Source organism: Limnochorda sp. L945t, from assembly GCF_035593305.1.
Taxonomy (GTDB): Bacteria; Bacillota; Limnochordia; order Limnochordales; family Geochordaceae; genus Carboxydichorda; species Carboxydichorda subterranea.
The window spans coordinates 1464764-1488581 of sequence record NZ_CP141615.1 but is presented as its reverse complement, the minus strand read 5'-3'; the positions used below and the strand labels follow the sequence as shown (position 1 = coordinate 1488581).

22 protein-coding genes are annotated in these 23818 nt (G+C 65.1%); 12 read left to right on the top strand and 10 right to left on the bottom strand.

Features of this window, described 5'->3' with window-relative positions; genetic code table 11:
- Positions 1–1188 precede the first annotated feature (1188 nt).
- The 3 genes from U7230_RS07055 to U7230_RS07045 all read left to right on the top strand — a co-directional run bounded on the left by U7230_RS07055 (position 1189) and on the right by U7230_RS07045 (position 2627).
- Entirely contained in the window at positions 1189–1578 is a 390-nt protein-coding gene (locus U7230_RS07055; RefSeq protein ID WP_324718016.1) for a hypothetical protein, read from the top strand.
- Between the two features lie 144 nt (positions 1579–1722).
- Entirely contained in the window at positions 1723–1902 is a 180-nt protein-coding gene (locus U7230_RS07050; protein WP_324718015.1) for a hypothetical protein, read from the top strand.
- Positions 1903–2234: 332 nt separating this feature from the next.
- Positions 2235–2627 (top strand): hypothetical protein, encoded by a 393-nt coding sequence (locus U7230_RS07045; RefSeq protein WP_324718014.1) that lies wholly within the window; start codon positions 2235–2237, stop codon positions 2625–2627.
- A 233-nt stretch (positions 2628–2860) separates the two neighbouring features.
- On the opposite strand, the gene U7230_RS07040 is transcribed toward U7230_RS07045, so the two are convergent.
- Complete coding sequence (locus U7230_RS07040) at positions 2861–4624, bottom strand: IS1634 family transposase (protein WP_449727803.1); 1764 nt, start codon at positions 4622–4624, stop codon at positions 2861–2863.
- A 279-nt stretch (positions 4625–4903) separates the two neighbouring features.
- Here U7230_RS07040 and U7230_RS07035 point away from each other — a divergent pair, with 279 nt between their 5' ends.
- Entirely contained in the window at positions 4904–5515 is a 612-nt protein-coding gene (locus tag U7230_RS07035; RefSeq protein ID WP_324718012.1) for an IS1634 family transposase N-terminal domain-related protein, read from the top strand.
- Here U7230_RS07035 and U7230_RS07030 read toward each other — a convergent pair.
- Complete coding sequence (locus U7230_RS07030; RefSeq protein ID WP_324715474.1) at positions 5464–6867, bottom strand: IS110 family RNA-guided transposase; 1404 nt, start codon at positions 6865–6867, stop codon at positions 5464–5466. The two genes, U7230_RS07035 and U7230_RS07030, sit on opposite strands and share 52 nt — an antisense overlap.
- A gap of 59 nt (positions 6868–6926) precedes the next feature.
- Here U7230_RS07030 and U7230_RS07025 point away from each other — a divergent pair, with 59 nt between their 5' ends.
- Positions 6927–8201: an IS1634 family transposase gene (locus tag U7230_RS07025; RefSeq protein ID WP_324718011.1), complete on the top strand. Its 1275-nt coding sequence runs from the start codon at positions 6927–6929 to the stop codon at positions 8199–8201.
- A 583-nt stretch (positions 8202–8784) separates the two neighbouring features.
- Here U7230_RS07025 and U7230_RS07020 read toward each other — a convergent pair.
- The 7 genes from U7230_RS07020 to U7230_RS06990 all read right to left on the bottom strand — a co-directional run bounded on the left by U7230_RS07020 (position 8785) and on the right by U7230_RS06990 (position 15403).
- Positions 8785–9615 (bottom strand): sugar phosphate isomerase/epimerase family protein, encoded by an 831-nt coding sequence (locus U7230_RS07020; RefSeq protein ID WP_324718204.1) that lies wholly within the window; start codon positions 9613–9615, stop codon positions 8785–8787.
- 5 nt (positions 9616–9620) lie between these two features.
- On the bottom strand, positions 9621–10589 hold the full coding sequence (locus U7230_RS07015) for a sugar phosphate isomerase/epimerase family protein (protein WP_324718010.1): 969 nt from the start codon (positions 10587–10589) through the stop codon (positions 9621–9623).
- Positions 10590–10676: 87 nt separating this feature from the next.
- Positions 10677–11519: a carbohydrate ABC transporter permease gene (locus tag U7230_RS07010; RefSeq protein WP_324718009.1), complete on the bottom strand. Its 843-nt coding sequence runs from the start codon at positions 11517–11519 to the stop codon at positions 10677–10679.
- Positions 11516–12433, bottom strand: a complete 918-nt coding sequence (locus U7230_RS07005) for a carbohydrate ABC transporter permease (RefSeq protein WP_324718008.1) — start codon at positions 12431–12433, stop codon at positions 11516–11518. Before U7230_RS07005 ends, U7230_RS07010 begins: the two co-directional genes overlap by 4 nt.
- Positions 12434–12443: 10 nt before the next feature.
- Positions 12444–13724, bottom strand: a complete 1281-nt coding sequence (locus tag U7230_RS07000) for an ABC transporter substrate-binding protein (RefSeq protein WP_324718007.1) — start codon at positions 13722–13724, stop codon at positions 12444–12446.
- A 158-nt stretch (positions 13725–13882) separates the two neighbouring features.
- Positions 13883–14590 (bottom strand): enoyl-CoA hydratase/isomerase family protein, encoded by a 708-nt coding sequence (locus U7230_RS06995; protein ID WP_324718006.1) that lies wholly within the window; start codon positions 14588–14590, stop codon positions 13883–13885.
- A gap of 96 nt (positions 14591–14686) precedes the next feature.
- Positions 14687–15403, bottom strand: coding sequence for a GntR family transcriptional regulator (locus tag U7230_RS06990; protein WP_324718005.1), 717 nt, complete (start codon positions 15401–15403; stop codon positions 14687–14689).
- Positions 15404–15699: 296 nt separating this feature from the next.
- Between U7230_RS06990 and U7230_RS06985 the strand changes: the two genes are divergently transcribed.
- The gene (locus U7230_RS06985; protein WP_404980649.1) at positions 15700–16797 is read left to right on the top strand and encodes an IS630 family transposase; all 1098 of its coding nucleotides are present in this window, start codon (positions 15700–15702) and stop codon (positions 16795–16797) included.
- Between the two features lie 52 nt (positions 16798–16849).
- Here the strand turns inward: U7230_RS06985 and U7230_RS06980 are convergent, their stop codons facing one another.
- Complete coding sequence (locus tag U7230_RS06980) at positions 16850–18607, bottom strand: AIPR family protein (protein ID WP_324718003.1); 1758 nt, start codon at positions 18605–18607, stop codon at positions 16850–16852.
- A gap of 1323 nt (positions 18608–19930) precedes the next feature.
- Between U7230_RS06980 and U7230_RS06975 the strand changes: the two genes are divergently transcribed.
- The 6 genes from U7230_RS06975 (at position 19931) to U7230_RS06950 (ending at position 23448) form a co-directional block, all read left to right on the top strand.
- Positions 19931–20059 (top strand): hypothetical protein, encoded by a 129-nt coding sequence (locus U7230_RS06975; protein ID WP_324718002.1) that lies wholly within the window; start codon positions 19931–19933, stop codon positions 20057–20059.
- A gap of 61 nt (positions 20060–20120) precedes the next feature.
- A complete protein-coding gene (locus tag U7230_RS06970) occupies positions 20121–20462 on the top strand; it encodes a VOC family protein (RefSeq protein ID WP_324718001.1) in 342 nt (113 codons plus the stop codon).
- 228 nt (positions 20463–20690) lie between these two features.
- A complete protein-coding gene (locus tag U7230_RS06965) occupies positions 20691–20978 on the top strand; it encodes a helix-turn-helix domain-containing protein (RefSeq protein ID WP_324718000.1) in 288 nt (95 codons plus the stop codon).
- Between the two features lie 426 nt (positions 20979–21404).
- A complete protein-coding gene (locus U7230_RS06960) occupies positions 21405–21539 on the top strand; it encodes an SRPBCC family protein (RefSeq protein ID WP_324717999.1) in 135 nt (44 codons plus the stop codon).
- Between the two features lie 147 nt (positions 21540–21686).
- Positions 21687–22361 (top strand): SRPBCC family protein, encoded by a 675-nt coding sequence (locus U7230_RS06955; protein WP_324717998.1) that lies wholly within the window; start codon positions 21687–21689, stop codon positions 22359–22361.
- 259 nt (positions 22362–22620) lie between these two features.
- The gene (locus U7230_RS06950; protein WP_324717997.1) at positions 22621–23448 is read left to right on the top strand and encodes a MerR family transcriptional regulator; all 828 of its coding nucleotides are present in this window, start codon (positions 22621–22623) and stop codon (positions 23446–23448) included.
- The last annotated feature ends 370 nt before the right edge of the window (positions 23449–23818 follow it).

Genomic DNA, 23818 nt, shown 5'->3' with positions numbered 1-23818 from the left:
CCGTTTGTAAGGGGACAGGGTTCGACGCAAGGAAAGGGAGAGCAAGCGATGGGGTGTTGGGAATATCGGCTCCTCTGCCGCTGCCGCGGCGTGCCCGGCCGGAGGGGAGTCGGTGGCAGCGAACCCCCAGGCCCGGCGGCCGGACTCGGACCACCCGCTATTGGGCCAGCGGGTGAGCATCCCCCTGAGGGGCGGGTCGGGCATAGTGGGGCCGCTGACGGGGTCCAGTCGGTCCTACCTGGAGGTGGTTGCACCGCGGGGACGGCTGGTCGTCTACAGATACGCCGGGAACCGACTGGCGTCGGAAGCCACTGAAAAAGGCGAGGAGCCTGTTACGCCCCCGCCGCCGGAGAGACCGCCGACCGCCTCTGCGGGTATTCGCCCCTCTCCACTTTCGGATGGCATGAGACGGCATGCATGAGGACGAACCGGCCATCCGTGACCACCGCGAGGCCAAGCCCAAACCCACAGCCAAGGGGCTCGTCGCCCGAATGGTGGAGCCACGGGGACGAGGGCGGCGGTCGCTTTGCCGGGGTCACGGAGTGAGGCTCACGGGGCGCGACGAAAGCCAACCATGAGACCCAACGGAGGCCTCCACGAGACACGAGAGGCTCGTCGGGCTCCCGGCCCATCCCTTCGCTGCAAGGCCGCCGTCCGCAGGCCGCCACGAAGGACGAGGAGCGACGAGATCGCCGGTGGGCATCCCGGCTCGCTCGTTCCATCCCCTCGTTTCCCACCCGACCGCGGCCGGGATCTCCACCGTCACGGCGATGGCTTGGCAGACCCAAAGCCGGGCGTACGGAAGGCGCGCGGGGGCGGTGAGAGCGCCGGGGGTGCGGGCGCTTTCCTTTCGTCGGGGCTCCCGGTTGGCCTCGGGTGTCTCGGGGCTTTCGTCTCGCCAGGTGAGCTTCGCGCCTTCCGGGATTGCCTCACAGCCTTGACCGGAGCCAGATGGGACCCATGCGGGGACGGCGTCAAGGCGCGCGGCTGTCACCGATCCGTGTGGCATCCCTCTGAGCGGCGGGGACGTCGTCCCCGCCCTTCCCACCGGTCCCCCGGGGCGATGGCCGGAGCCGGACGCTATCCTGCCCCGTGTCGCCCATGCGTGCGAACCTGGCACCGGCGCGCTCGACCCAGTTCGTGTCCATGGGCCGATTGTGGTAAAGTTGACGGGAGGGGAGAGGCCGCATGGGCCGGGACGGCAATCCCCGGTTGCAGGCGCGGCTGCCGATAGCCGATTACAGGACGTTGCAGGCGGCCTTGGACGAGGCCGGACTGGACTTGCGCGCGTTCCTTTCCCGCCTGGCCGCGGCGCTCCGGGCGCAGGCCCTGCAGGGGGAGAACGCGCAGGCACCGGAGAAGACGCCGCCGGCGGCGCCGGCCGAGCTGCTGGTGGAGGTCGGTCGGCTTCTCGTCGAGCGGGACCGCCTCAAGCAGCAGTACACGGAGTACTATCGCCGCTGGCGACGCTACGAGCAACTGGCCGAGCAGGCCGAGCAGCGGCTCCGGGAGGCCGAGGTCCAGGCGATGGTGCGCGGGATCGATCTCGACAGGTTGGTCGCGGGGTATCACCGCTGATGACGGCCTTTCGCTGCCCGTGGACTCACCTGGTTTGGACGGTCAGTGACAGGAGGGCGAAGTCGCCGTGGACGAGATCGACGCGCTGGTCGAACGAGCCGAGCAGCTCCGCACGGCCCCCACGGCGGCCGGTGGGGCGCCGTCGTGAAGGCCAACATGCTGGCCGCGGCCCACAACCTGAAGACGATGCCGAGCGCCTACTGGGCCAAGCACCCCAAGGCATACGCCCTCCACGTCGAGACGCTGCGGCAGGGCGTGCGCTTCATGGAGGGCAGGGCAAGGGAGGCGGAGGACGAGGCGCGGGGAGGTTCGCACAGGTCGTAACCGAGTGCTTGCGCAAGAGGTCCAGTCATGCCATGCGGAGATCGGTCACCGGCGGCGCGGTCCCTTCGGGTGATTTCCGCTGGGTCACCTCGTAGGGAACCCGCTGGTGGCCGTCTTGTCAATACTATCCAGCTCCCCGGCCGACCCCTCTCCCCGACGCTCCGGCCTACGGCCTCCGCCTCGTGAGAGGCGCGCGTGGCCCTCCTGTCGATCACGCCGCGCCGGTCGATCCGGAGGAAACTACACGACTACTTGGAGCTGTAGCTTACACCTGCCCCCACCATGCCACGCCACACGCCGTGGTCGCATGGCAGGGAAGACCAACGCGGACGATGAACTTGGCATCAACCCGTGAACAGGAAGGGTGGGTCATAGTGATTCGACCAGTGACGGTTCTTACGCAGTTCATCCAGGAAATGTCCGTTGCGGTCGATCACGGGCTGTCCTACCCGGTGGCAGAGGTAAAGCAACACATTGTGGACAGGTCGCTAATCCCATGGCTGAAGACAGAGGTGCAAGGCGAGGGCTCCGTCGATCTATCCCTCTTTGACGCTGAGGAGACCGAGTTCTTGCACGAGGGATACGTAAGCATGCTGGCCGCGCGAGCCGGCGAGGAGCGAAGGAAATGGGGTATCGAAAACAACGGACTGTGCCTGCTAATTAGCTGGGCGACGGAGCTCATTCGCGGGTTGCCTGAGTTTGCCAGCCCGCAGCACCGCCGGTAGCCTCTCCGACGTACCAGCCGGAACGTACAGCGCAGACCCCTGTCTGATCTGCGGCTGCCAACGCGCACAGACGAACGAACCGCACTCCCGTTCCGGCTCTGGTGCCCATACGGTCTCGCCCACGAGCGGGTCAGGTCGCGACGCCGTCACCGGCACACGGGACTGGCCTCTAGTCGGAAGTTGCTCAACTTGAGGTAGCGCGGTTTGCCGTCATGATGCCATTTGCTTTCGTTTCAGGCCGAGGCTTTCTGTCTACCAGCCGGCGCCAGCGAGTGGAGGCCGACCCGGGCGAAGACCTCCCGCTGGAAGGCGTCCGGGGTGGTCACCCGGTCGTACGGCAGGACGTCGGGGAGAGCGGGGATGCGGATCGTGTGGCGGGCGACCGTGGCCAGGTTATCGAGGAGCGAACGGAAGCTGTGCACCTCCCACCCCTCCGGCGTCCGGCGGGTCTGGGCCTTGGCTTGGGCGCCCTCGGAGCGTTGGGCCGGGCGCACGGGGGAGCCGTCTTCATGACCGCCTGGCTCCTCGTCCTCGAACAAGAAGGGGGCCCAGGCCTCCCGCAGGTGCCACTCGACGTAGCTGGCCAGCACGCACAAGAAGACGTGGGCCCGCACCCGCTCTTCCGTCCAGTGGTGGATGGGCCGCACCTTGGTCACGACGCCCTTGATGCTGCGGATGAGGCGCTCCACGTGGCTGAGGCTCTTGTAGGCCAGCACGACCTCGGGCGCCGAGAGCTGCTCGGCGGGCACGGAGGTCCGGATGACGTAAAAGCCGTCCAGGGCGGCCTCCTGGTCGATGGAGGTCAGGTCGCGCCGGTAGGCGAAGCGTCCCTCCCCGATCTCCCAGCGGAAATGCTTGCCCATCTTGTGCTTTTCCAAAATCCGCCCCAGCGCCTCACCGATCTTCTCCCGGCGCTTCAGCCGTCCGGCGGCCACCCGCCGAGCCAGTCGGGCCAGATCGGCTTCCATGGCGTCCAGCAGCTCCTGCCGCTTGCGCCGCCGCTCCTCGGCCAGGTAGGGGTTGCGGCAGACGACCAGCCGCTCGCCCGGGTAGTCCGGCGAGGTGATCTCGGCCAGATCCTGCTGGTCAAACAGCGAGGGCTGGATGAGGCCCTGGTCCATGAGCTGCCGAAGGGCCGGGGCGCGCAGCGCGCTGATCCAGGCCATCCCCTCGATCTCCTTCAAGGCGTCGATGCGGGCCTGGGTCAGCATTCCCCGGTCGCCCACCAGCACCACCTGGCGCAACCCGAAGCGCTCCCGCAGCTTGTGGACTTGGTCGGCCACGGTCTTGGGGTCGGCCGTATTACCCCGGTAGACCTGCACGGCCACGGGGCGTCCTTCCCGGTCGGTGAGCAGCCCGAAGACGATCTGGCGCTTGCCCCGCTTGCCGTCCCGGTTGTGGCCGAAAGCCGCCAGGGGGCAGTGGCGGCCCTCGTAGTAGGTGGAGGTGACGTCATACAACACCAGGCTGCGCTCGCTCAGGTGCCGGCGAGCCAACCGGGCCTCGATACGTGCCTGCCGGGCCAACAGCCAGTCCAGGGCGAAGTAGACGTCGTCCTTGGTGGCGCCCTCCAGCCCCAGGTCCTCGGCCAACGTGGTGGTGGCCCACCAGCTGACGGTCGGCAGCTTGGGCTGCGGGTGGAGGAGGCGGCTGACGATCAGGGCTTCGACCAGGTCCCGCTGGAAGGAGGGCCGGGGGTCCAGGATCTCGTGCAGGCCCAGCTTTCGCAGCATGGCCCGGACGGCCGCCACGTGGCCATGCGGGCGCGTCTTGACCACCTCGACGGCCTGCTCGACGGGCACCAGGCGCTGGCCCCGCAGCGACGCCCGGACTGCCTCGATGGCCTCCGGCGGGAGGTGGCTGAGGTTGCCCAGGGTCTGCTGCTTCACCTTGCCGTTTTCCCGGTAGACTCGCCGGAGCAGGTGGGTGACGTAGACCCGGTCTTTGTAGCGGCGCTTGATCTCGGCCACGTAGAGGCCGCCCTCGTGTTTCGCCATGGCCAGAGCATACCACGACATCGAGGCGATTAGCAAGCTGCTCCGCACATGTTTCCTGTATACATCTGGGGGTTTCTTGATGGTTTGAAGCCCCGTCATTTCGGGAAGCGTGCGAGTTGAGGAGTTCGCAACTTCCGTCTAGTCGGAAGTTCCCAACCCGGCAGGACGCTAAGCTGGCGTAGCGGTGGGCATTCAAGGCGATTGAATGGCTGCCAAATGTAGCCAAGAGTATCGGCAGATGGACTTGCCACCACTCCCTAGAGATGGCATCATGGGGCCGTGAGGCGTGTAGCCACTGCCATGCACATCGAGACCATCCGCCGCCGCCAGGGCGACAAGGTCTACACCTACCACCTCCTCCGCCAGACCTACCGGGAGGGCGGGAAGGTGAAGCATCGCACCCTGGCCAACCTCTCCCACCTGCCCGAGGCGACCCTCGAGCTCGTCCGCCGGTCCTTGCGGGGCGAGCCGGTGGCGCCGGTGCGCGACGCGGTGACGATCCGCCGCTCCCGCCAGCACGGCGCGGTGGCCGCGGTGGTGGGCATGATCCGCAAGCTGGAGATGGACCAGATCCTCGCCTCCCGGCCCGCGGACTGGGTCCGCGTGGCGTTGGCAGTAGTGGTCATGCGGATCCTGCGGCCGGCTTCGAAGCTGGGCGGCACCTTGTGGTGGACGACCACCACCCTGCCGGAGGTGCTGCGACTGCCCCACGGCGGCGAGGACGTGGACGACGTCTATGCGGCCATGGACACGCTGCTCACCCGCCAGCCGCTCATCGAGGCGAAGCTCGCCCGCCGGCACCTCACGCCCCACGCCATGGTGCTGTATGGCGCTCTCTGTCAAGGTCCGGGTTGTGGAAAACCTCTGGCCTGGTCGGAGACTTGCGCATAGCTCCGCAGATTGGGTACGGTAACGGTGCCGGGACGGCCAAGGCTATGAAAGTTCCTCCCATTGAGGGACGTGCCACCCGTTCCCGGCGCTTGCTTTTGTAGGCGGGCTGCGATGGACGCCTGGACCCGGGCGGGATCGTAGGGCTTGCCTTCCTGCAGCATCGCGTAGACGATGTCCGACATCCGCCGGGCCACTCGCTTGATGGCCTCCACCGGCCGTAGCCCCCGCTGGCGGCAACACTCGTAGTAGGCGCGAGCCAAAGGATCGTGGCGGACGGCTGCAAAGGCCATCAGCCACATGGCGCGCTTGAGGCGATGGTTGCAGTTGCGCCGCGCAGTGTGGCGTTCTTTGCCGCCGCTGCTGTGAGAGGCTGGTGCGGTGCCGTTGTATTTGGCGAAGGCATGGCGGGAGCGGAAGCGGCGGATGTCGCCGGTCTCACCCAGGATCGTGGCCGCCAGCACCGTGTCCACGCCGCGAAGCGTCTGCAGGTGCTGTCCCGTACGGGGCAGCAGGTCGTTTTCCAGCAGGCGCTTGAGGCGCAACGTGCGCTCGTGAGAGGTCAGAAGCTCCTCGCACAGCTGGCGGATGAGCTCCGCCCGCAGGAGCAGAGCCGGGGTCTTGGGAAGCCTCCGCACCGGCTCCGTGGCCTCCAGGATGGCCCGGGCCCGTTGCTCCAAGACGGCCCTGCGCTGCTCGCGGCGATGAGGCCCGATGCGGCCTTCGGAGAGTTCCAGCAGGATGTGGGCCAGCTGGGCGACGGAGAGGTCGTTCAAATCCTGCGGGAGGGGGAAGCGGTGGAAAAACCGCAGGGCCCAGGGCCGCCCGAGTTTGCCGAAGCATTGCTCGTAGCTGGGCAGGTAGGTCGTGGTGAGCAGCTGGTGGAGGCGGTTGAGGGCGCGGGTTCGCTGGTGGGCCAGGTCCTCCAGCATGCGAGCGGCTTCTCGAAGGGTGGCTGCGTCGATGCTGGCCTCGGTGGCGTCGGGGAGCTCGTCGGCCTTGCGCAATACGACTGCGGCGATGGCTCGGGCATCCACGAGGTCGGTCTTATCTTGCCCGTAAAAGTCCTTCTGCCGGCGGGTCCACAGGGGGTTGACGACCCGAACCTGGCGCCCTTTGGCCTGCAGCACCCTCATCCAGGACTGGCCGTACTGGCGGTGATCTTCGATGCCGTAAACCAGGACGGCCCGGTGGCGGACGGCCAGCTGCTCGAGGCGGGCGTCGAGGGCTTCCATCGCCTGCAGGTCATGGGGCACCTGCTCTTCGAGGACGATCCGGTCGGGGTAGAGGACGGCGACGACGCCGTGGACATGCTTGGCGGGATCGATGCCAACGGCCAGCAGTCGTTGCGGCAAACTGGTCTCCCCCTTTTGCGCAGGTTTGGCCCGACCCGTGCACTCAGGTATCGCAAGCGTTGGGCGCAGCGCTCTCTCGTCACCGGACCGGGCCCTTTGGGAGGAGGTGGCCCGCATACAGCAGCCTTGGTTGGCACGACCTCACGAAGCCCTGCCTCCCCCCGAAGACCCTTTTTCGAGGAACCGGGCGGAGGTCATGTCGCCCCTGGGGGGGTCCGATCTCCTCCGGTCGGTTCCGGAGGGATCTTGTCATACCCGACCTGACCAGCGTCTATCTGGAGGGGAGGACCTGCCCTCTGGCCCGCTTCGGGTACAGCCGGGACAAGAAGCGAGGGAAGAAGCAGTTCACCGTAGGGCTGCTCACCAACGCCGAGGGTTGCCCGGTCGCCGTTGAGGTCTTCCCGGGGAATGGGGGAGACCCCCAGACCCTTCCCTCCCAGATCGACCGGGTGCGGCGCCGCTTCGGGATCGACTACGTGGTCTTCGTCGGCGACCGGGGGATGATCGTCACGGCACGCCTGGCCGACTTGCAGGCGGTGGGCTTCGGGTGGGTTACCGCCCTTCGGGCGCCCGACATCCAGGAGCTGCGCGCACAGGGGCTGTTCCAGCCGAGCCTCTTCGACCGGCAGGGCGTGGCGGAGATCACGGACCCTGAACGCCCCGGGGAGCGGCTGGTCATCTGCTACAACCCGCTGGTGGCCGAGGAGCGGCGGCGAAAGCGCGAGGAGCTGCTTTTGGCCACGGAGCGGGAGTTGGCCAAGGTGGAGGCCCGGGTGCGCCGGCGCCGCCGCAAGCCCCTGACGGCGGACGAGATCGGGGTGGCCGTGGGCAAGGTGCTGGGCCGCTGGAAGATGGGCAAGCACTTTCACCTCACCATCCGCGACGGGCACTTCGCCTTCCAGCGGGACCCCGCATCCATTGCCCGGGAGGCGGAGCTGGATGGGTTCTACGTGCTGCGCACGAACGTCTCGGCCGACCGGATGGACCCGGTCCAGGTGCAACGCACCTACCAGTCGCTGCGCCAGATCGAGCAGAACTTCCGAGCGATAAAAAGCGCCCTGGACCTGCGCCCGGTCTACCACCGGCTGGAGGACCGGGTGCGGGCCCACACGTTTTTGTGCATGCTGGCCCTCTACGTGCGCTGGCACATGGAGCGGGCCCTGCGGCCGCTGCTCGAGGAAGACCCCCGCCAGTCCTTCGAGGGGCTGATGATGCAGCTGGAGACGCTGCAACGCCACTCTGCGGAGGTAGCCGGGCAGGAGGTCACGATCCTCGGCGAACCCGAACCCCTCCACCGCCGGATCTTCCAGCTCTTGGGGGTTCCCCTGACGTAGCCAGAAGGGGTGCACCGTTGAATCCCCTTGAAATGCGGTCGTCATCGGCACTCACACCGGGTCGGAGGCCGGGAACTTCCGCTTAGCACATTGACCCGACATGCAGTCTTTTCGTGGCCGTTGGTGCGGCTTTTTCATGGCCACATGTGGGGATTTTAGCGTGGCCACGGACACACTACGGAGGTATCTGGACCGCCGCATTACCCAGAAAGCCAAGGGTCCAACAGCAGAGATCTCAAGAGGGTAGTTCTTGCGGACGTCGGATGCACGTTGCCGGCTGGCTGTGAGGGCCTACGCGCGAACACTGCAGGAGGTTGTCGCTCTCCTTGACGCCGAGACACCCGCTCTGAAGTCGTATAACGCTTTACTTCACAGCCCACAAAACAGCATCGAAAAGGATCAGCCGCGCGCGAGGGCTGACCGGCCTCAGGCAAGAAGACGGCGAGGCTTGACCGGTGCGGCGTCCCACGTCCGCCGCTGGAGCGGCGGAAGAAGGGCGTTGCGGCCGCTCCCGCCGCAACGCCCTCATGAGGCGCCGTCGGGTGACGCCGCCCAGCATCGGGCCGCGGACGCCTCAGCCAGCCTAGCTGCGGGCGCCAGCAGCCTGCAGCAGGCGCCTGGCGGCGGCGACGCCGCGCTGTACCCAGTCGAGTTCCTGGCGGAGCAGGGCGGCCGGGTCGGCCGACTTGGGGAGCCACTGCTCGAGGACGAGGCTTGCGTTCCTCGAGGCTGGAAGTGCAAGCGCCCTCATAAGCTGGGGCAGGTCCTGGTGTCCCTCGCCCAGAGGGGCGCCTGAGATAACGAGGCCGGCTCCGTCCGGGTCGGGCCGGATGGTGTAGTCCTTGAGATGGACGGTCAGGGCGAAGGGCGCCAGCATCTTGGCCGTCTCGAGCGGCCACTCGCCACACGCGATGGAGTTGGCGGTGTCGAGGCAGACCCCGAGCGCCGGGCTTTGGGTAGCGCGCACCAGATCCAGCAGGGCGGGCGAGCACAGCAGGAAGTGGTTTTCGACCGCGATGGAGACGCCGGCCCGCTCGTACCGTGGCAGCACCTCGCGGAGGGCCTCCAGGGCTTGCTGAGGTGTGGGCGAGCAGTCGCCGGAGTGCAGGACGAGCCGCACCAGGTCCGACCCCAGCCGCTGCGCGATGTCGAGATGCCGCCGCAGCCGCTCGGGCGTGCACCCGGCCGTGCCCACCTCCAGCGCGACCCCGAGGCCGTCGGCAGTCCTGCGTAGCTCGTCGAGTTCGGCCGGCGTCAGGCGCTCCAGCGGCAGGTTTTCGGCAAACTGAGCCACCTCTGCTCCGAGCTCGGCTACCAAGCGCACGAAGCGGCCGGCCGTGAGGGGATTCGGAGACGGGAACGTAGGAGTGCCCACCGCCCACCGGAAGGCGTATGTCCCGATCCCGAGGCGCACGCCGTTCAACCCCTTCCCCGCAGGAGCAGGGGTACGAGCCGCTTGAAGTTCCGGGCCGGGATGCCCTCCTGCACGATCGATTCCAACTCGGCGGCGTGGGATTCGACAAACGCTTGGAGCTCCCGCATGATGGCGATGGTCGCCTCGATGGCCTCCTCGGGGTTGCCGTTCTTGACGAAGACGTCGTATGAGAGCCACCCGCTCCAGTTGAGTCGGTGCAGGTAGAACAACGTCTCGATAACCTCCCAGACGTGCACTGTCGCGGGGATCATGTCCCAGTCCCACAACCGGTTGTTGTCGTTGAAGTGTACGTAAAACAGCCGACCGGCTGCCAGGGCGATGGTGGCGGACGCGGCCGGCGTCTCGCCCGCCGTGAGGGCATGCCCCACATCCATGGTGACACCGACGTTGGGCTGCCCGACGACGTTGCAGAGGTGGAGGGTCGTGCCGAGGTTGGGCAACACGATGGAGTTACGAGCCTCGAAGGGCTTGTACTCGAGGCTTAGCTTAACTTCTGGCCTGTAGCGGGCCGCCTCGGAGATACACTCCACGAGCCAGGACCACTGCTTGGCGTAGTCCACCTGGAAGCTGTAGTCCCAGCCATCGATCAGCGGGCAGCAAGTGACCATCCCAGCCCCCAGCTCGCGTGCCAGGTCCATCCCCACCTTGAGATAGCGTACGGCTTCGGCTCGAATCGCCGGGTCCGGCGAGGTGAACGAGCCGGTCCTCCACTTGGCCTCCGACTTAACGTTGACGTTGACCGCGGAGACCGGCAGGCCGGACCGCTCGATCAGCCGGATGGTCTCGTCGACGTCCGCGAAATCCTGAGGGTAGACCACCTCAATGCCGTCTGCCCCGGCAATCCGGCGTGCCAGCTCGAGGTTGCCGGCAAAGGCACGGGGTGGCTGGTACTCGTGAAACCTGTCCGCGTACCGACCCAGGACTCCGACCATGACTGAATGCCTGACCTGCATACCACGGGACCTCCTTCTGGGGAGTACCGCCGCTCGGGCCGGAAAAGGCAGCGGGACGGCGGCATATGGCTGCACCTTTGGAGGGGCCTACCCCTTCACCGCACCCGCCGTTACCCCGGCCACGATCTGCCGATGGATCAGGGCGTAGAAAGTCACAATCGGGATAGCAGCCAGGGTGCCGGCGGCCATCAGAGGCCCCCAGGCGAAGACGTCACCCTGCTGGAGGGCCGCAATGCCAACAGTGAGGGGCTTTTGCGCGTCGGACTGGATGATCACCAGGGGGTAGAGAAACTCGTTCCAAGCGAGCGAAAAGGTGTAAACGGTCACCGCCACCAGACCCGGCCGGGCGAGCGGCAGCACCACCCGGACGAGCGCCTGCATCCGAGAGCACCCGTCGATCAAGGCTGCTTCATCGAGCTCTCGCGGGATCCCCTGGAAGAACCCGATCAGCAGCCAGACGGAAAACGGAACTGTGAAGGTCAGGTACGCCAGCACCAAGCCTGCCTGGCTGTCGAGAAGCCGGAGGGCCGCGAGGAACTGGTAGAGAGGGATCATCAGCATCGCCCGGGGGACCAGGTAAGTCACCAGCACCACGCGGGTGAGCTGCCGGACGAGCGCCGTGCCTGTCCGGGTAACGCCGTACGCGGCGAGGGAACCCAGGACCAGCGACACGGCCGTCGAGACAACGGCTACCACGATGGTGTTCCAAAACCACCGGGGGAACATGTAGGTCTCGAGGAGTTCCGCGTAGTGCTTCCACGTCGGGGCCTCTACCCACAGCGGCATCTTGCCGGCATACAGCTCCTGAACGGGCTTAACCGAGGTAATGACCATCCAGTAAAAGGGTGCCACGGCTGCTATCGCAAAGGCGGCGAGCAGCGTGTAGCGGGCTAGCCCGTAGACCAGCGAGGTGGCCTGGTACCTGCTCACAAGGATGCCTCCCGACGTTCCAGCGACCGGGCGATGTAAAACATGAGAGGACCAAAGATGGGAAACGCCGTGAGCGCGACCGCGCCTGCCCGCCCCAGATCCCCAACGTAGAAGCCGATCTCGTACGTCAACGTCGAGAAGATGTGCGTGGCGCCGACGGGGCCGCCCCGCGTTAGGATGTAGACGATGGAGAAGTCGTACGCGGACTGGACGACGGAGATGGTACTGACCAACAGGATCAGCCCGAGGAGGTTGGGCAGGGTCACGTACCGGAACTGCTGCAGGGTGCCCGCACCGTCCAGGCTGGCCGCCTCGTACTGCTCCTGGGGGATGCTCCTGAGGCCGGCTAGGAGGCTCAACCCGAAGTACGGTGTCTCCCTCCAGACAGCCACCAGTATGACGGAGGCCATGGCCAGCGCGCTGCTTCCCAGCCACGGGACCGGGCGGTCGACAAGGTGCAGCCTTACCAGCGCGTAGTTGAGGATGCCGGAGGTGTCATCGAAGATCCAGGTCCAGACCAGGGCGCTCAGCACCGTCGGGATGATCCACGGAAGCAGCAGCAACGCGCCCAGCAGGTCCCGCCCGCGGCCTACCCGGGTGAGGGAGAGCGCCACAGCCATCCCCAGCACCAGCTTGCCGACAAGGCCGACACCCGTATAGACTAGCGTGTTGCGGACGGTCTTGAGGAAGACCGCGCTATGGAGCAGGTTAGCGTAGTTCTTGAAACCAATGAAGTGGCCTTCAGATGCGACGGTCCGGTTGGTGAGACTAAGCCAGATGCCCTCGACGAACGGGTAGCCGACGACCCCGAGGACCACTAGAACGGCAGGCAGCACGAACACCAGCCCGGGCAAGCCCGCCCAGCGCGAGGCACCAAGTCGTTCCTGCCGGACAGCGGCCGTGCTGCCTGCCATGGCTACTCCCTCACTGTCCCCGGTAGATCTCCGCGATGGCTGCTGCGGCCTCCTTGACGGCGGCCTCAGGCGTCAGCTTGTCGATGAGTACCCGGCCCACCATGTCCACCATGAGCCGTCGAGCTTCGACCTCGGCAGCCCGCTTGGACGGCGGAGCGGGCCATCCCGTCATGTGAGCCGTGGGAATGGCCTGCAGAGCCGCCCGGGTGTCCGGATCCTGCCATACCGTGGCGTTCTCGAACCACTTCAGCGAGGTGCCGATGGCACCGCTGGTGGTGTTGATGACTTCCATGTAGTTTTCGGCCGAGAACAGGTAGCGCAGCAGACTCTTGGCGAGTTCGGGGTAGGCCGTGTTCTTACGGACAGCCCAGCTGAAGGCGTTGGGCATGGACGCCCGCATGACGGGCCCCCTCGGGTAGACGGCGAGCCCGAGGTTGGGGAAAATGTCCGGAAACGCCGTCTTGGCCTGGAAGTAGATCGAGCCTCCATTGACCGTCATGGCAATACGCCCGGCCAGGATCTCTTTGTTGTTAGACGAGTCGTCCCAGGCCAGCACGCCGGGAGGCATCAACCCTTGCTGGTACAGGCCGACCACGTAACGCAGACCCGCCACCGTCTCGGGCGAATCGAACGTGACTCTCTTCTCGTCCTCCGTCACCATCCGGCTGCCGTAGGCCCACAGGACGCCCTGGACGAACTGGTTACCATCGTCCGAGCGCCCGTAAGCGACGCCGAACGCGTCAACGCCGAGCTTGGCCGACTTAATCTTCTGGCCGACGCGCACGAGATCATCCCACGTGTCCGGCACGGTCTCGCCGACGGCCTTGAGCACGTCCTTGCGATACACCAGTTGGTGCATGTAAATGTACACGGGCAGGGCGACCCACCGGTCGTTCACCTTGCCGATGAGCTTGGCGATGTCGTAAAACCCGTACTTGCGATCGACCTCGTTGCCCACGTCGCTCAGATCAAGCAACGCATCGACGTACAAGCGGGGGCTGTAGCCCGGGAGAATGAGCACGTCGGGCCCCGTACCGCTCGCGAGGGTGGTCGCGACCTTGGGCGCCAGGTCTTTGAGCACCACGGGTTCGATGGAGACTTCGACGTTGTTTTGCGCCGCCCACTCCAGAATCTGCTGGCGCGTGGGAACGTCCTGGCCAGGGTTGTCCTTGTATATCATGACCGACAGGCGTCCCTTTACGCCTGTCTCGGCGGCTGCCGGCAGGGTCACAACCATCGCGGCCAGCGCTATCGCCGCGGCAAGCAACCGGTACACTCTTGTGTGGCGCACAGAAAACCCCTCCTTCTAGCTAGCAGTCGCCGGCCGCGACCGGGTGCAGCCCGACTGCCTCGAACTTATGGCCTCATTTCACCACGAACACTCCGAGCTACCACGAACACGCCAGCCTTGAGCGCAACCAAGGCCCCGGGAGACGGGACCAGCCCGAGCTACACACCCAGGAGCACGACGAGATGGCTCAGGCCGTGGCGGAGCTGTCGCTCAAAGCGGCCCTCGTCCATCGACCGGTAGGCTGCCTTCACGATCTGCAGGGATGTGGCCTTATAGCCGGCCAGCCGCCCGGCCACCGACAGAGCCGTCGGCATAACCTGATCGTCGGAAACCACTAAGTTAACAATGCCCAGCTGCAGCGCTTGGTTGGCATCGAGTTCCTCTCCGAGCAGGGCCAGCCACATCGCCTGCTTGCGCGTCAGGGTCCGGTGAGCGCCTGCCAGGGCCATCATGGGAGCCGCGCCGGTCCGAATCTCGGGTATGGCGAACCGAGCCGACTCGGCGGCCACGGCCACGTCGCATGCCTCCACGAGGCTGAATCCCCCGCCGTGGGCCAAGCCGTTGACCGCCGCGATAACCGGGAGCTTGAGACCCGTTACCTCTCGATGCAGCTCTATGAACGCCTCGCCGAACTCAAGAACGTCCAGGCTCGATCCGCCGACGGCGTTGCCGAGGTCACCCCCGAGGCAAAAGACATCTCCCTGGCCCGTCAGGATGACGCTGCGCAGATCCGGGGCCGATTCAGCCTCCCGCATTCCCCTCGAAAGCAGCCGAAGGGCTTCCGCGCTCAGCTTCGGGCGGGTGAGGGTCACGACAAGCGTTCCACCCGTGCGAGTGAAAAGCAGCGAAGAGTTATCTCCGTTCATCTGCCATCTCACTCCGTGAGGGTTAATTAAGATCGATTCAGAATACATACCTGTGTACTCAGCTGTGTACACAAGTGCCCCGCGAGAGGAGGCCACTCACGCCCCCACCTGGGCCCTCGCCTGTGCGGCCTGACCGTTGCGAGACGGCAGCCAATTGAGACCTCCCTTTTCCGCCTGCCCAAGCAGCTCCATAGCTTCCTGGCGGACCCGCTGCCAGTGCGCTTGGTGTAGCAGCCGAGCCCTCTCACCCTCTCCCGCCTGGATCGCCTCTGCCGTGGCTCGGTGCTCCGCTGCGGAGCGCTCGTAAGCGGCGGCATTACCGCGGCCCCGCAGCCACCGGACGCGCTCCACGTAAGAGTCAAACCGCTCCAGCTCTTGCGTGATGAAGTGGTTGTGCGCCATCTGGCGCAGCAGCCGGTGAAACTCGATATCGGCCTGCACAATGGCTTCGAGCTTACCGCTGTTGGCGGCGTCGTACATCTCCCTTGCGGTCTTGACGAGTTGTTGTATCTCCTCCGGGGTGGCACGGCTCGCAGCCGCCTTGACGGCCATCCCCTCGAGCGCCTCAAGCATCTCGTAGATCTGCTCGACGTCTGCCGGGCTTACGGGCCTGACGAGAACGCCCTTGCGGGGCAGCACCTCCAAGAGGCCCTCCACCTGAAGGCGGAGGATGGCTGCGCGCACAGGGGTGCGGCTCATGCCGAGGCGCGCAGCGAGCTCAGTCTCGAGCAGCGGGTAGCCCGACTGGAGTGTCCCTTCCAGAATGGCCTTACGGAGCTCCGCATACGCCCTAGCGGTCTGTGTCGTCTTCATGGCACGCCACCCAGTTTTCGTATACATGGCTCGCTCTCATTATACCCTGTGCGAAAGCGATGTCAAGGGTCGAAGGTGCTTCGACGTCATAAGGTCAAGGGGTGCATTGGCGGTGTGACGATCCGGGCGCGAGGCACTCTGTATACAGCGTGGTATCCATTGTCACCTAGTAGAGTGACCCGCAAATAACATGGCAGTACCTTCGTAACTCTGATACACTGCCCTCAGCCGCCAGGAGGGGGTTGAGGGTGGTGCCGTTCGAAAGGAAGCGACCGGCATTGGTCTTGTCCGAGGAGATGGCCGCCCAGCTTGAGCGCATCAGCCGCTCCCGTACTACCGCCGTGCGCCGGGTCGAGCGGGCCCGCATGCTGCTCGCTTACGCCGCAGGGGAGACCATTTCTTCCATTGCGGCTCGCCTTGGGACTAATCGCCCCAAGGTGGAGCGCTGTATTGACAAGGCGCTGCAATGGGGGCCCGAAGCCGCCCTGGGTGACCTTCCCGGACGAGGGAGGCGCCCCCGTATCCCGGCCGAGGCACGGGCGTGGGTCGTCTCGCCGGCGTGCCAAAAGCCCAAGGACCTGGGCTATCCCCACGAGCTGTGGACCACGCGGCTGCTGGTCCGACACATCCGCCGGCACTGCGAAGCCGCCGGCCATCCCAGCCTGGTCCGCATAGGGACCGGGACCCTGTCTCAGGTTCTCGCCGAGCACGCGATCCGCCCCCCCAAGATCCGCTATTACTTGGAGCGACGTGATCCGGACTTCGACGCGAAGATGGCGCAACTGCTCCTCGTCTACAAGCAGGTGGAGCTGCTTCGCCAGCGGCAGGACCCTTCGGGCCCGCTGCATGCGGTGCTCTCGTACGACGAAAAACCCGGCATCCAGGTGCTGGGGACCACCGCCCCCGACCGGCCCCCGCAGCCCGGTCAGCAAAGGGGCTGGAGCCGGGACTACGAGTACGTTCGCCACGGCACCCTCACCTTGATGGCTGCCATCGACCTGCTGACGGGGCACGTCCACAGCCAGGTGGTCAACCGTCACCGAAGCCGGGAGTCCGTTCAGTTTCTGAAGGGGCTCGATGCCAGCTACCCCGGCGGGATCCCGATCCGCATCATCCTCGACAATCACTCCGCCCACCTCTCCAAAGAGACGCGCAGCTACCTGGCCACGGTCCCGAATCGGTTCGAGTTCATCTTCACGCCCAAGCACGGCTCCTGGCTGAACCTCATCGAAGCCTTCTTCGCCAAGATGGCCAAGAGCCTCTTGCGCGGCATCCGGGCCAACTCCAAAGACGAAATGGCCCGCCGAATTGCGCAGTACATCGACGACCTCAACCAGGAGCCGGTCGTCTTTCGCTGGAAGCACGGGTTGGAGTCCCTCTCTGTTACCCATTGAAATGTTATTTACGGGACGCTCTAGTAGATAGCACAAGTCAATGACAGAGAACTCATGAACTCCTCACCTTGGCGCCCGTTTGTGCGCCCTCGGCGTCTATTGCCGCGCGAGCCTTGCTCACCCAACGGGAGCTTGGTGGCAAGCGATCGTTGAGGTCCTCGTCTATTCGCCGGCACTTAGTGAGGTTGTAAAAAAGCCGTCCTATCATAGCATCAGGGAAGAGAGCCTCAACGCTCGCATACGTTGCGTCAAGTGCTACCCTAGTCAACTGCCTTGCCTGCTCCAGTAGATCTCCAATGGGAGCAGCGGGATCTTCAAGTTGGGCGACTGGTAGGCGCTTAAATACTTGGTAAAGAATGAAGCGGTTGCCGTGAACCGCAACATTTCGGTATTTCCCTCTTGCATCCGCCTGAAGGCTTTTCAACTCGCTTTCGACTGCCCGAAGAATCTGGACGAGCCGCCACAGCTTTGCTCCAGTAAGGTTCTCGTTGAAAAGGGTGGCATAAGGGGGCTGCGTAGTATCCTCCCATAGCTTACCGATTTCCTTCTTCGCGAGTATCGCCAAGGATAGGTCTCCGGAACTGCAGGCTAGAGCGACAGTAGCCTCATCGAGTGTGCAACCTGTTTCTTCGTCAGGCAGTGCGTCTCCGGTCTTGTAGCTGTAAGTTTTACCCTCAATGTAGAGCTCCATCCGCAACCTCTCTTGCTGCGGATCCAGCGATACAAAGTCCCGCTTTTCGATCCGGTTCTGGGTGTTGGTAGCTCTAGTCAGTTCAGTCGCGTAGCCTTCTGGGCAGTTCTCCAGAGATATTAGGCGAACAAGTACTCTGGCTCGCTCGACTGACTCCGGGTTAGTTTGGTAGACACGGGCAATACTGCCAACCGTCTGCGCCCCATTAACTACGTTAGCACCGTTGCAGACAAAGATGCCGACGTCGCGGCTGGCCCCTCCCATTAGCTTCTTTTCAACCGAGGAGCAGAGAATAGTTATGCCATTGTTGAAATACCAGAAATCGTCTGGGCGAGTACGCAGGGTTTCCTGTATTGACTCGTTCACGCTGCTATCGCCCAGAAATTTCCTGATGTTCTTGCTTAGTAGTCTCGGCCCGAAAGCCCACAATTTGGCGATCTCCGCGGCATTAGCTTGGCCATAAAACGCCCTGTATGGCTCCCTTACTTGGCCCCACTCTGACAATGCTATTTCGAAGTTTACCGAATCTGACTCTGCTAGGCCTGCGACCGCGCGATGTATGTCAGAGAGGGTGAATACTACAAGCTTGGCCACCGGAGAAGCATCATTCAACTCCCCCAGTAGGTCCTCAAGGTCTCGCTGGCCATGGCGGTGCATCGGGCCTCCTGTATAGGCGATGATGAGGCCTAAATTGACCTGCACATCGTCCAGCGCGCGCATGAGTTCGTCCTGTCTCTTCTGAAGCTGTTCGTTAAAGCGATCAAAGTTGCCGTTTATCAGGTCCCGCACTCCGCTGGTAAACTTCTTAACGTCAGCCAGCGACGGAGCTCCTTTGCCTTTGTCGATCCATTTGGCTTGCACTATCCATAATGTGCGAGTTAGTTCGTCGTAATGTACAGCATCCAATCCGTTGTCGTCATAGCCGTCAATTACACTGTTCGCCGCAGTCGAGACATCACACTGCGCATGGTACATTACGGAGTATGCTGCCAAAGCGCGGCTTAGGAAGGTGAACTCGTAAAGCTGGCCACTATGGTGCTGGCAGTCAGACATGTCCAGTACTCCCTTAAACAGTCGCTCAAGGGTCAGGCGAACATGACGGAGGTGCAAGACACTCATACTCGACCCCCCTGGGTGATTACTTCCCAGCGCTTATGACCGCCCAGGTCGAGGCGCAGGTCTGTCCCCGAACGGTGCGCTCAAGGATGAAGGGAATGGGGTGTCGGTGCATGGTCCCCACATCGCCGATGGAGTGACGTTGTTCCACCGGTGCCCACCCCCGCCGAGACCCAGGAAATCGCCGGCTCCAGTGATGAGGCGGTCCACAGGCCATTTGACCCCGGGTCACGTACCAGTTCAGCCATCGTAACGATGACTTGGCGAGGGGGCGGGCTATAGGAAGGGGTAGGGATGTCGGGCCACTCTCTTGCCAAGGGAATCACCCGCACATTTCGTGTCTGCCCATCATACCGCTTGCCAGCTCACGTGAACACCCACAGGGCTTTGGAGTCCCTCCTTAACAGGGGAGGCTTCGTCCGGCGTCCCGATAGCCCACATCCTTTACCTGCGCTGAGATCGGTATCACGACCGACCGCGAGGTTCGACGATCTCCGGCAAGATCCTCCAGTGGCGGAGCACTGCGGACCGTGCCCGCGAAGGTGGACAAGCCGGGCGGACCAGTGCCAACGGCCTGGATCAAGGTACCGGCCCGAGACGGAGCCAAGGTGGCTGCAGTCCCGGTCAGGGACGGCCAAGTTCCTGCGCTTGAGAAAGCATCTCGTTGGCTCCTCGCGGGGTGGATTCCGGTGCCACGGTTGCCCTGTGGACCCGGCGATGGCCCACCGGGCCGCAGAAATGCAAGGCGACCGCCAGCGGGCAGGATGCAGATGGCAGCCGGGCGGGAGGCCCACCGACACGGGAGGGGACATCCCCGACGGGGCAACGGCAGGGCGGGGTAGGGATTGGAGTTGATCCAGTTTCGTGGACAACCTGTGGCTAAGCAGCCGTAACGGGGGCTTCGTGGTGGAGGTACCGCCTCCTCTCGAGCTCGTCCGGACTCAGGGAACCCAGGACCGAGTGGCGCCGACGCGATACAGCCGATTCTGAGCCGAAACGGCGTCGCCAGTCCGAAGCTGTTCGTGTTGCACGAGAAGTACCTGCAAGCTCAGCCCGCACAGGAGCCCGTCCAGAGATGAAGTTCCCCGCCAGTTTCGTGCCGCTGCTCCAGCGGGGGGCTCGCGCCACGTTGGCGCCGGTACTGTGGCCCGGACCGTCGAGGTCCCGCCAAAAGGCAATCTGGAGGATGCGGACACACGAGAATCCGATCTACTATTGCTGGTGAGCGACAGCCCACGAGGGCGGATGGGAAAGAATGGTAAGCGCCGTGCGCTTTCCCCGCCTCGAGTCCGAGAAACGGAAGCAGTTCTTCGCTCAAGGGGAGAGATGATGTTCCTGGCCAGCTGCGTCGACGTCCCGGCCACCATCGGGGTTGCGGGGATAACGCTCGCCGTCGTCGGCATCCCGATGCTGCTCGTGTTGCGCAACTCCTGGCCGGTTCTCAAGGATGCGTAGGAACACGGGGGAGCGAGCCGGTGCTCGCCCGCTCGTACGCCATTGCAGAGGAGGAGAGCCGATGGGCAAGCCGGTGGTGCACTGGGAGATCAACGCCAGAAACCCGTCCTCGCTCCACAAGTTTTACGCCGAACTCTTCGGGTGGAAGATTGACGCCAACAACCCCATCAACTACGGGATGGTGGAGACGGGCAGCCCCGGAATCAACGGAGGGATTGGACCCGCGGACGGAGAAGGCTACATAACGTTCTATGTTCAGGTAGAAGACCTCCAGGCGTACCTGGAGAAGGCCGAGAGGCTCGGGGGCAAAGTGGTGGTTCCTCCCACCGAGATCCCCGGAATGGTCACGTATGCCATGTTCACCGACCCGGAGGGATTCCGCATCGGGCTGGTGAAGGGATAGGCCGGTCGAGCTGCGCTAACGGTCATAGACAGGTCCGCTCTCTCTCAGCCGACTTCCCGGATGGCGGGTACCAGGACAGGCGCCCCGGACCGTGGGCGGCCCAACCGCCGAGGGGCGAGCGGGGCCGGAAGGTTTTGGGACGGTCTCTCAGAGTGGTTTTCCCACGGGCGTGGCCGTAGGGACAGGCCGTCGTGCTGGCACACGGCCCGTCTGGGGAAGGTGGGAATCATGACGGGCGACCGATGCCATCTGGGGCTGCAGCGAACCGAGCATATCGAGGTCATCGCCTCCGTGGTCGGCGAGATGCGCCGGCAGATGAGCCGTGCCCTCTCCCTTGGCGACCTAGCCGACATGGCGCGCATGAGCCCGTTTCACTTCCTTCGCGTCTTCCGGGCCCAAACCGGCATCACGCCCCGGGACTTCATGGCCGCCATCCGCATGGGGGAGGCGAAGCGGCTGCTCCTCACCACATCCTTGAGCGTGGCGGGAAGCTCGACCTCGATTGCGACGGCGTAGCGGACCCCGATCCCTTCGACCCATACGGGCGCCTGAACTAGAAGCTTGGAGGGCGATGCTGCCTTCCCGGCGAGGGGATGGCGGCATCGCCACCTCCTGGGACAGGAGGCGCACTGGCGTGGGTCGCAGGATACCGGAGCCCCTCAGAAGCGTCATGCGAAACCGGCAGTTCCTTTGGCTGCTGGTGAGCCAGACGCTGTTTCGCCTCGGCGACGACATGGTCTTGCATCCTCGGGGATCGCGTGGGCGTGCTGCGGTACCTGATGACGACGTCCTTGCTCGGCTTGGTCGCCCAACTCCTGATCCTGTCGCGAATCCAGCGTAGCCCGGACGCGCCGCGTCACGTCGGCCATTTCACCGAAGTGAGTCGAAATCTGTAGGGGGAAGTCCGCGTCGCTGCGAAAACCTCGAAGGAGCGGGTAAGCCTTGACCACGCAGGTTCGGCGCTACGTTGTCGTCAATGCCCCGGTGGAGCGGGTGTGGCAGGCGCTGCTCGAGGCCGACCAGTTGGAGCGCTGGTTGTGCCAGCGGGCAGAGGTGGACATATCGAGCTGCATCTAAAAGTGTAGCGGATGCTACCTGCCCCAGGGGGTGCGAACGGGTCCTATCCTGCAGCTGGAGCGCCGGCGGCGGCTCGTCGTCGCGTGGAATCCCGGCGATCCCGAGCGCGTCACCTTCACGGTTCGTCCCCACTAGGGTCTCACTCGCGTGGAGGTGGCCCACGACGCCGGCCGACAGGCCAGCCCCGGATGGACGCTCATCACTGAGACGCTGTGGGCCTACTACACGACGCTTCTCCGGCAGTGGCTCGAGATGGGCGAGGTAGGCTTTCGCCTGGATTTCTGCAACGCCGACCGGCGGATCATCGAGCAGTCCAGTGAATGCCGCGTGAGCGCCGCGACCGCCTTTGCGGCACTCACCGACCCGGCGTATCTACGCAACTGGATCGCGGAGAACGCGACCGTCGAGCTGCGTGTGGGAGGGCGCTACAGCCTAGGGTGGGGCGCGGAAGGAACTGACGGACCCGGGCGCATCGTGCGCCTGCAGCCTGGACGGTCCCTGGGTTACTCGTGGTTCGAGGGCGGCCGCCTCACCGAGGTAGACTGGCTGGTGGAGGACCTGGGCAACCGGTGCCGGATCATCCTCCGGCACGGGGACTTCACCGATCACCCTCACCAGCATCTCGGGTGCAGTCTCGGGTGGGCAGACTGGATCAATGTCCTGTGGCTCTACTTGCGCGAGTTCCGCGACATGCGCGCCTGGCGAGGCAGCGCCCGGCTACGATCCGGTGACGGACGGCTGGGCCCGTGTGGTGGCCACTTCGCTCGTTGTGCTCGGGGTCCTACTGGGAACGAACCGCGCCGCGGCCTTCGTTGCCGGTAACCGTTCGGGGGTGCCCCTGTTGGGGCCGGATGGGGGTTTCCTACGGCGCGGCTACGGGGCGGCCGTGAACTATGCCGGCGCGCTGCCGGGCATTTACGGGCTTCCCGCTGGACTAGCAGACGGGGGAAGACCGCCTCTGGGTCGCTCCCCAGCCGGCACGGTTCATGCCACACTGCGCCCGACCTATTGACTCTCCCGTTACGGGAGGCCTTACGCTGCCGCTAGGCGGCGGCCAGGGCAGGGAACGGAGGCGGTGGGCATGCCGGCGGCCTATACCATCGGGGAGTTCGCCCGCATCGTGGGGCTGTCGGTCAAGACGCTGCGCTTCTACGACGAGGTCGGCCTGTTGAAGCCGAAGGAGGTGAGCTCGAGCGGGTACCGCTACTACGACGCCTCGCAGCTACCCGCGGTGCGCCTCATTAAGCGCCTGAAGGCGCTCGAGTTCACGCTGGAGGAGATTCGCGAGGTGCTCGAGGGTCGGGCCGACCTGCGCGGTGCGCTCGAGCGCCAGCACGCCCTCCTCGCCTCCCGCGCTGCATCCTACGCCGGCGCCGCGAGCCGAGCGGCGGCGTGGTTGAGTGCCCTCGCCCCATGCCGGGAGGAGGCGGAAGGTCCGATGAAGCAGTACGAGGTCCGGGTGGAAGAGGTACGGCCGGTGACGGCCATGGTGGTGCGCAAGGTGGGGGCGGTAGGAGAGGCCGGCCCCCGTGTTGCGGCGGTCATGGAATACCTGGCTCGAGAGGGGCGCCGGCCGGACGGCCCGCCGGTAGCCGTCTACTTCGATGAAGAGTTCGACCCCGAGCGAACCGACTTCGCTGCCGGGTGGCCGGTCGGCCAGCCCCTTCCGAGAGGCGAGTCGCCGGTAGGGCCGGTCGAAGCCCTGACCCTTCCGGGCGGGCGAGTGGCCTGGGTGAAGCACGTGGGGCCGTACGGTGAACTCGGCGACGCGTACCGGGCGCTGCTCGACCACATCAAGGCGAGCGGGCTGCGGGTGACGGGGCCGCCCCGGGAGTGGTACCTCACGGATCCGGCTTCGACACCGGACCCGTCGCAGAACGTGACGCGGGTGGAATTCCCCGTCGAGTGAAAGATAGAAGGGCAGAGCTCGCGAGCGACCGCGCTCGCCGCCACAGTGGACGGCTTACCCCGGCCGAGCAAGCGCCAGTACTTGCGATGCAGCTGCTCCTGCGCCTTGAGGGGGATGCGTAGCACTTCGGGATCAGCCCGCTTCCGGCGAGCCCGCAAGGAGGCCTTCACCGCGGGCCGATGCCGACAGGCCCAGGCTGCCTCTCCCAGCACCAAGCGTACGTGGGCGTTGGGGCTTGCCTGGGCCGTTGCATGCCATGTCGAGGGCAGCAGGCTCGGGTAGCGGCCGGACCGGACGACCAGGGGCGACAGCAGGCGTCTTGAGGCCTCAACAAGGATCCGGCCGACCGGGTGAGCCGGAACTGACCGGG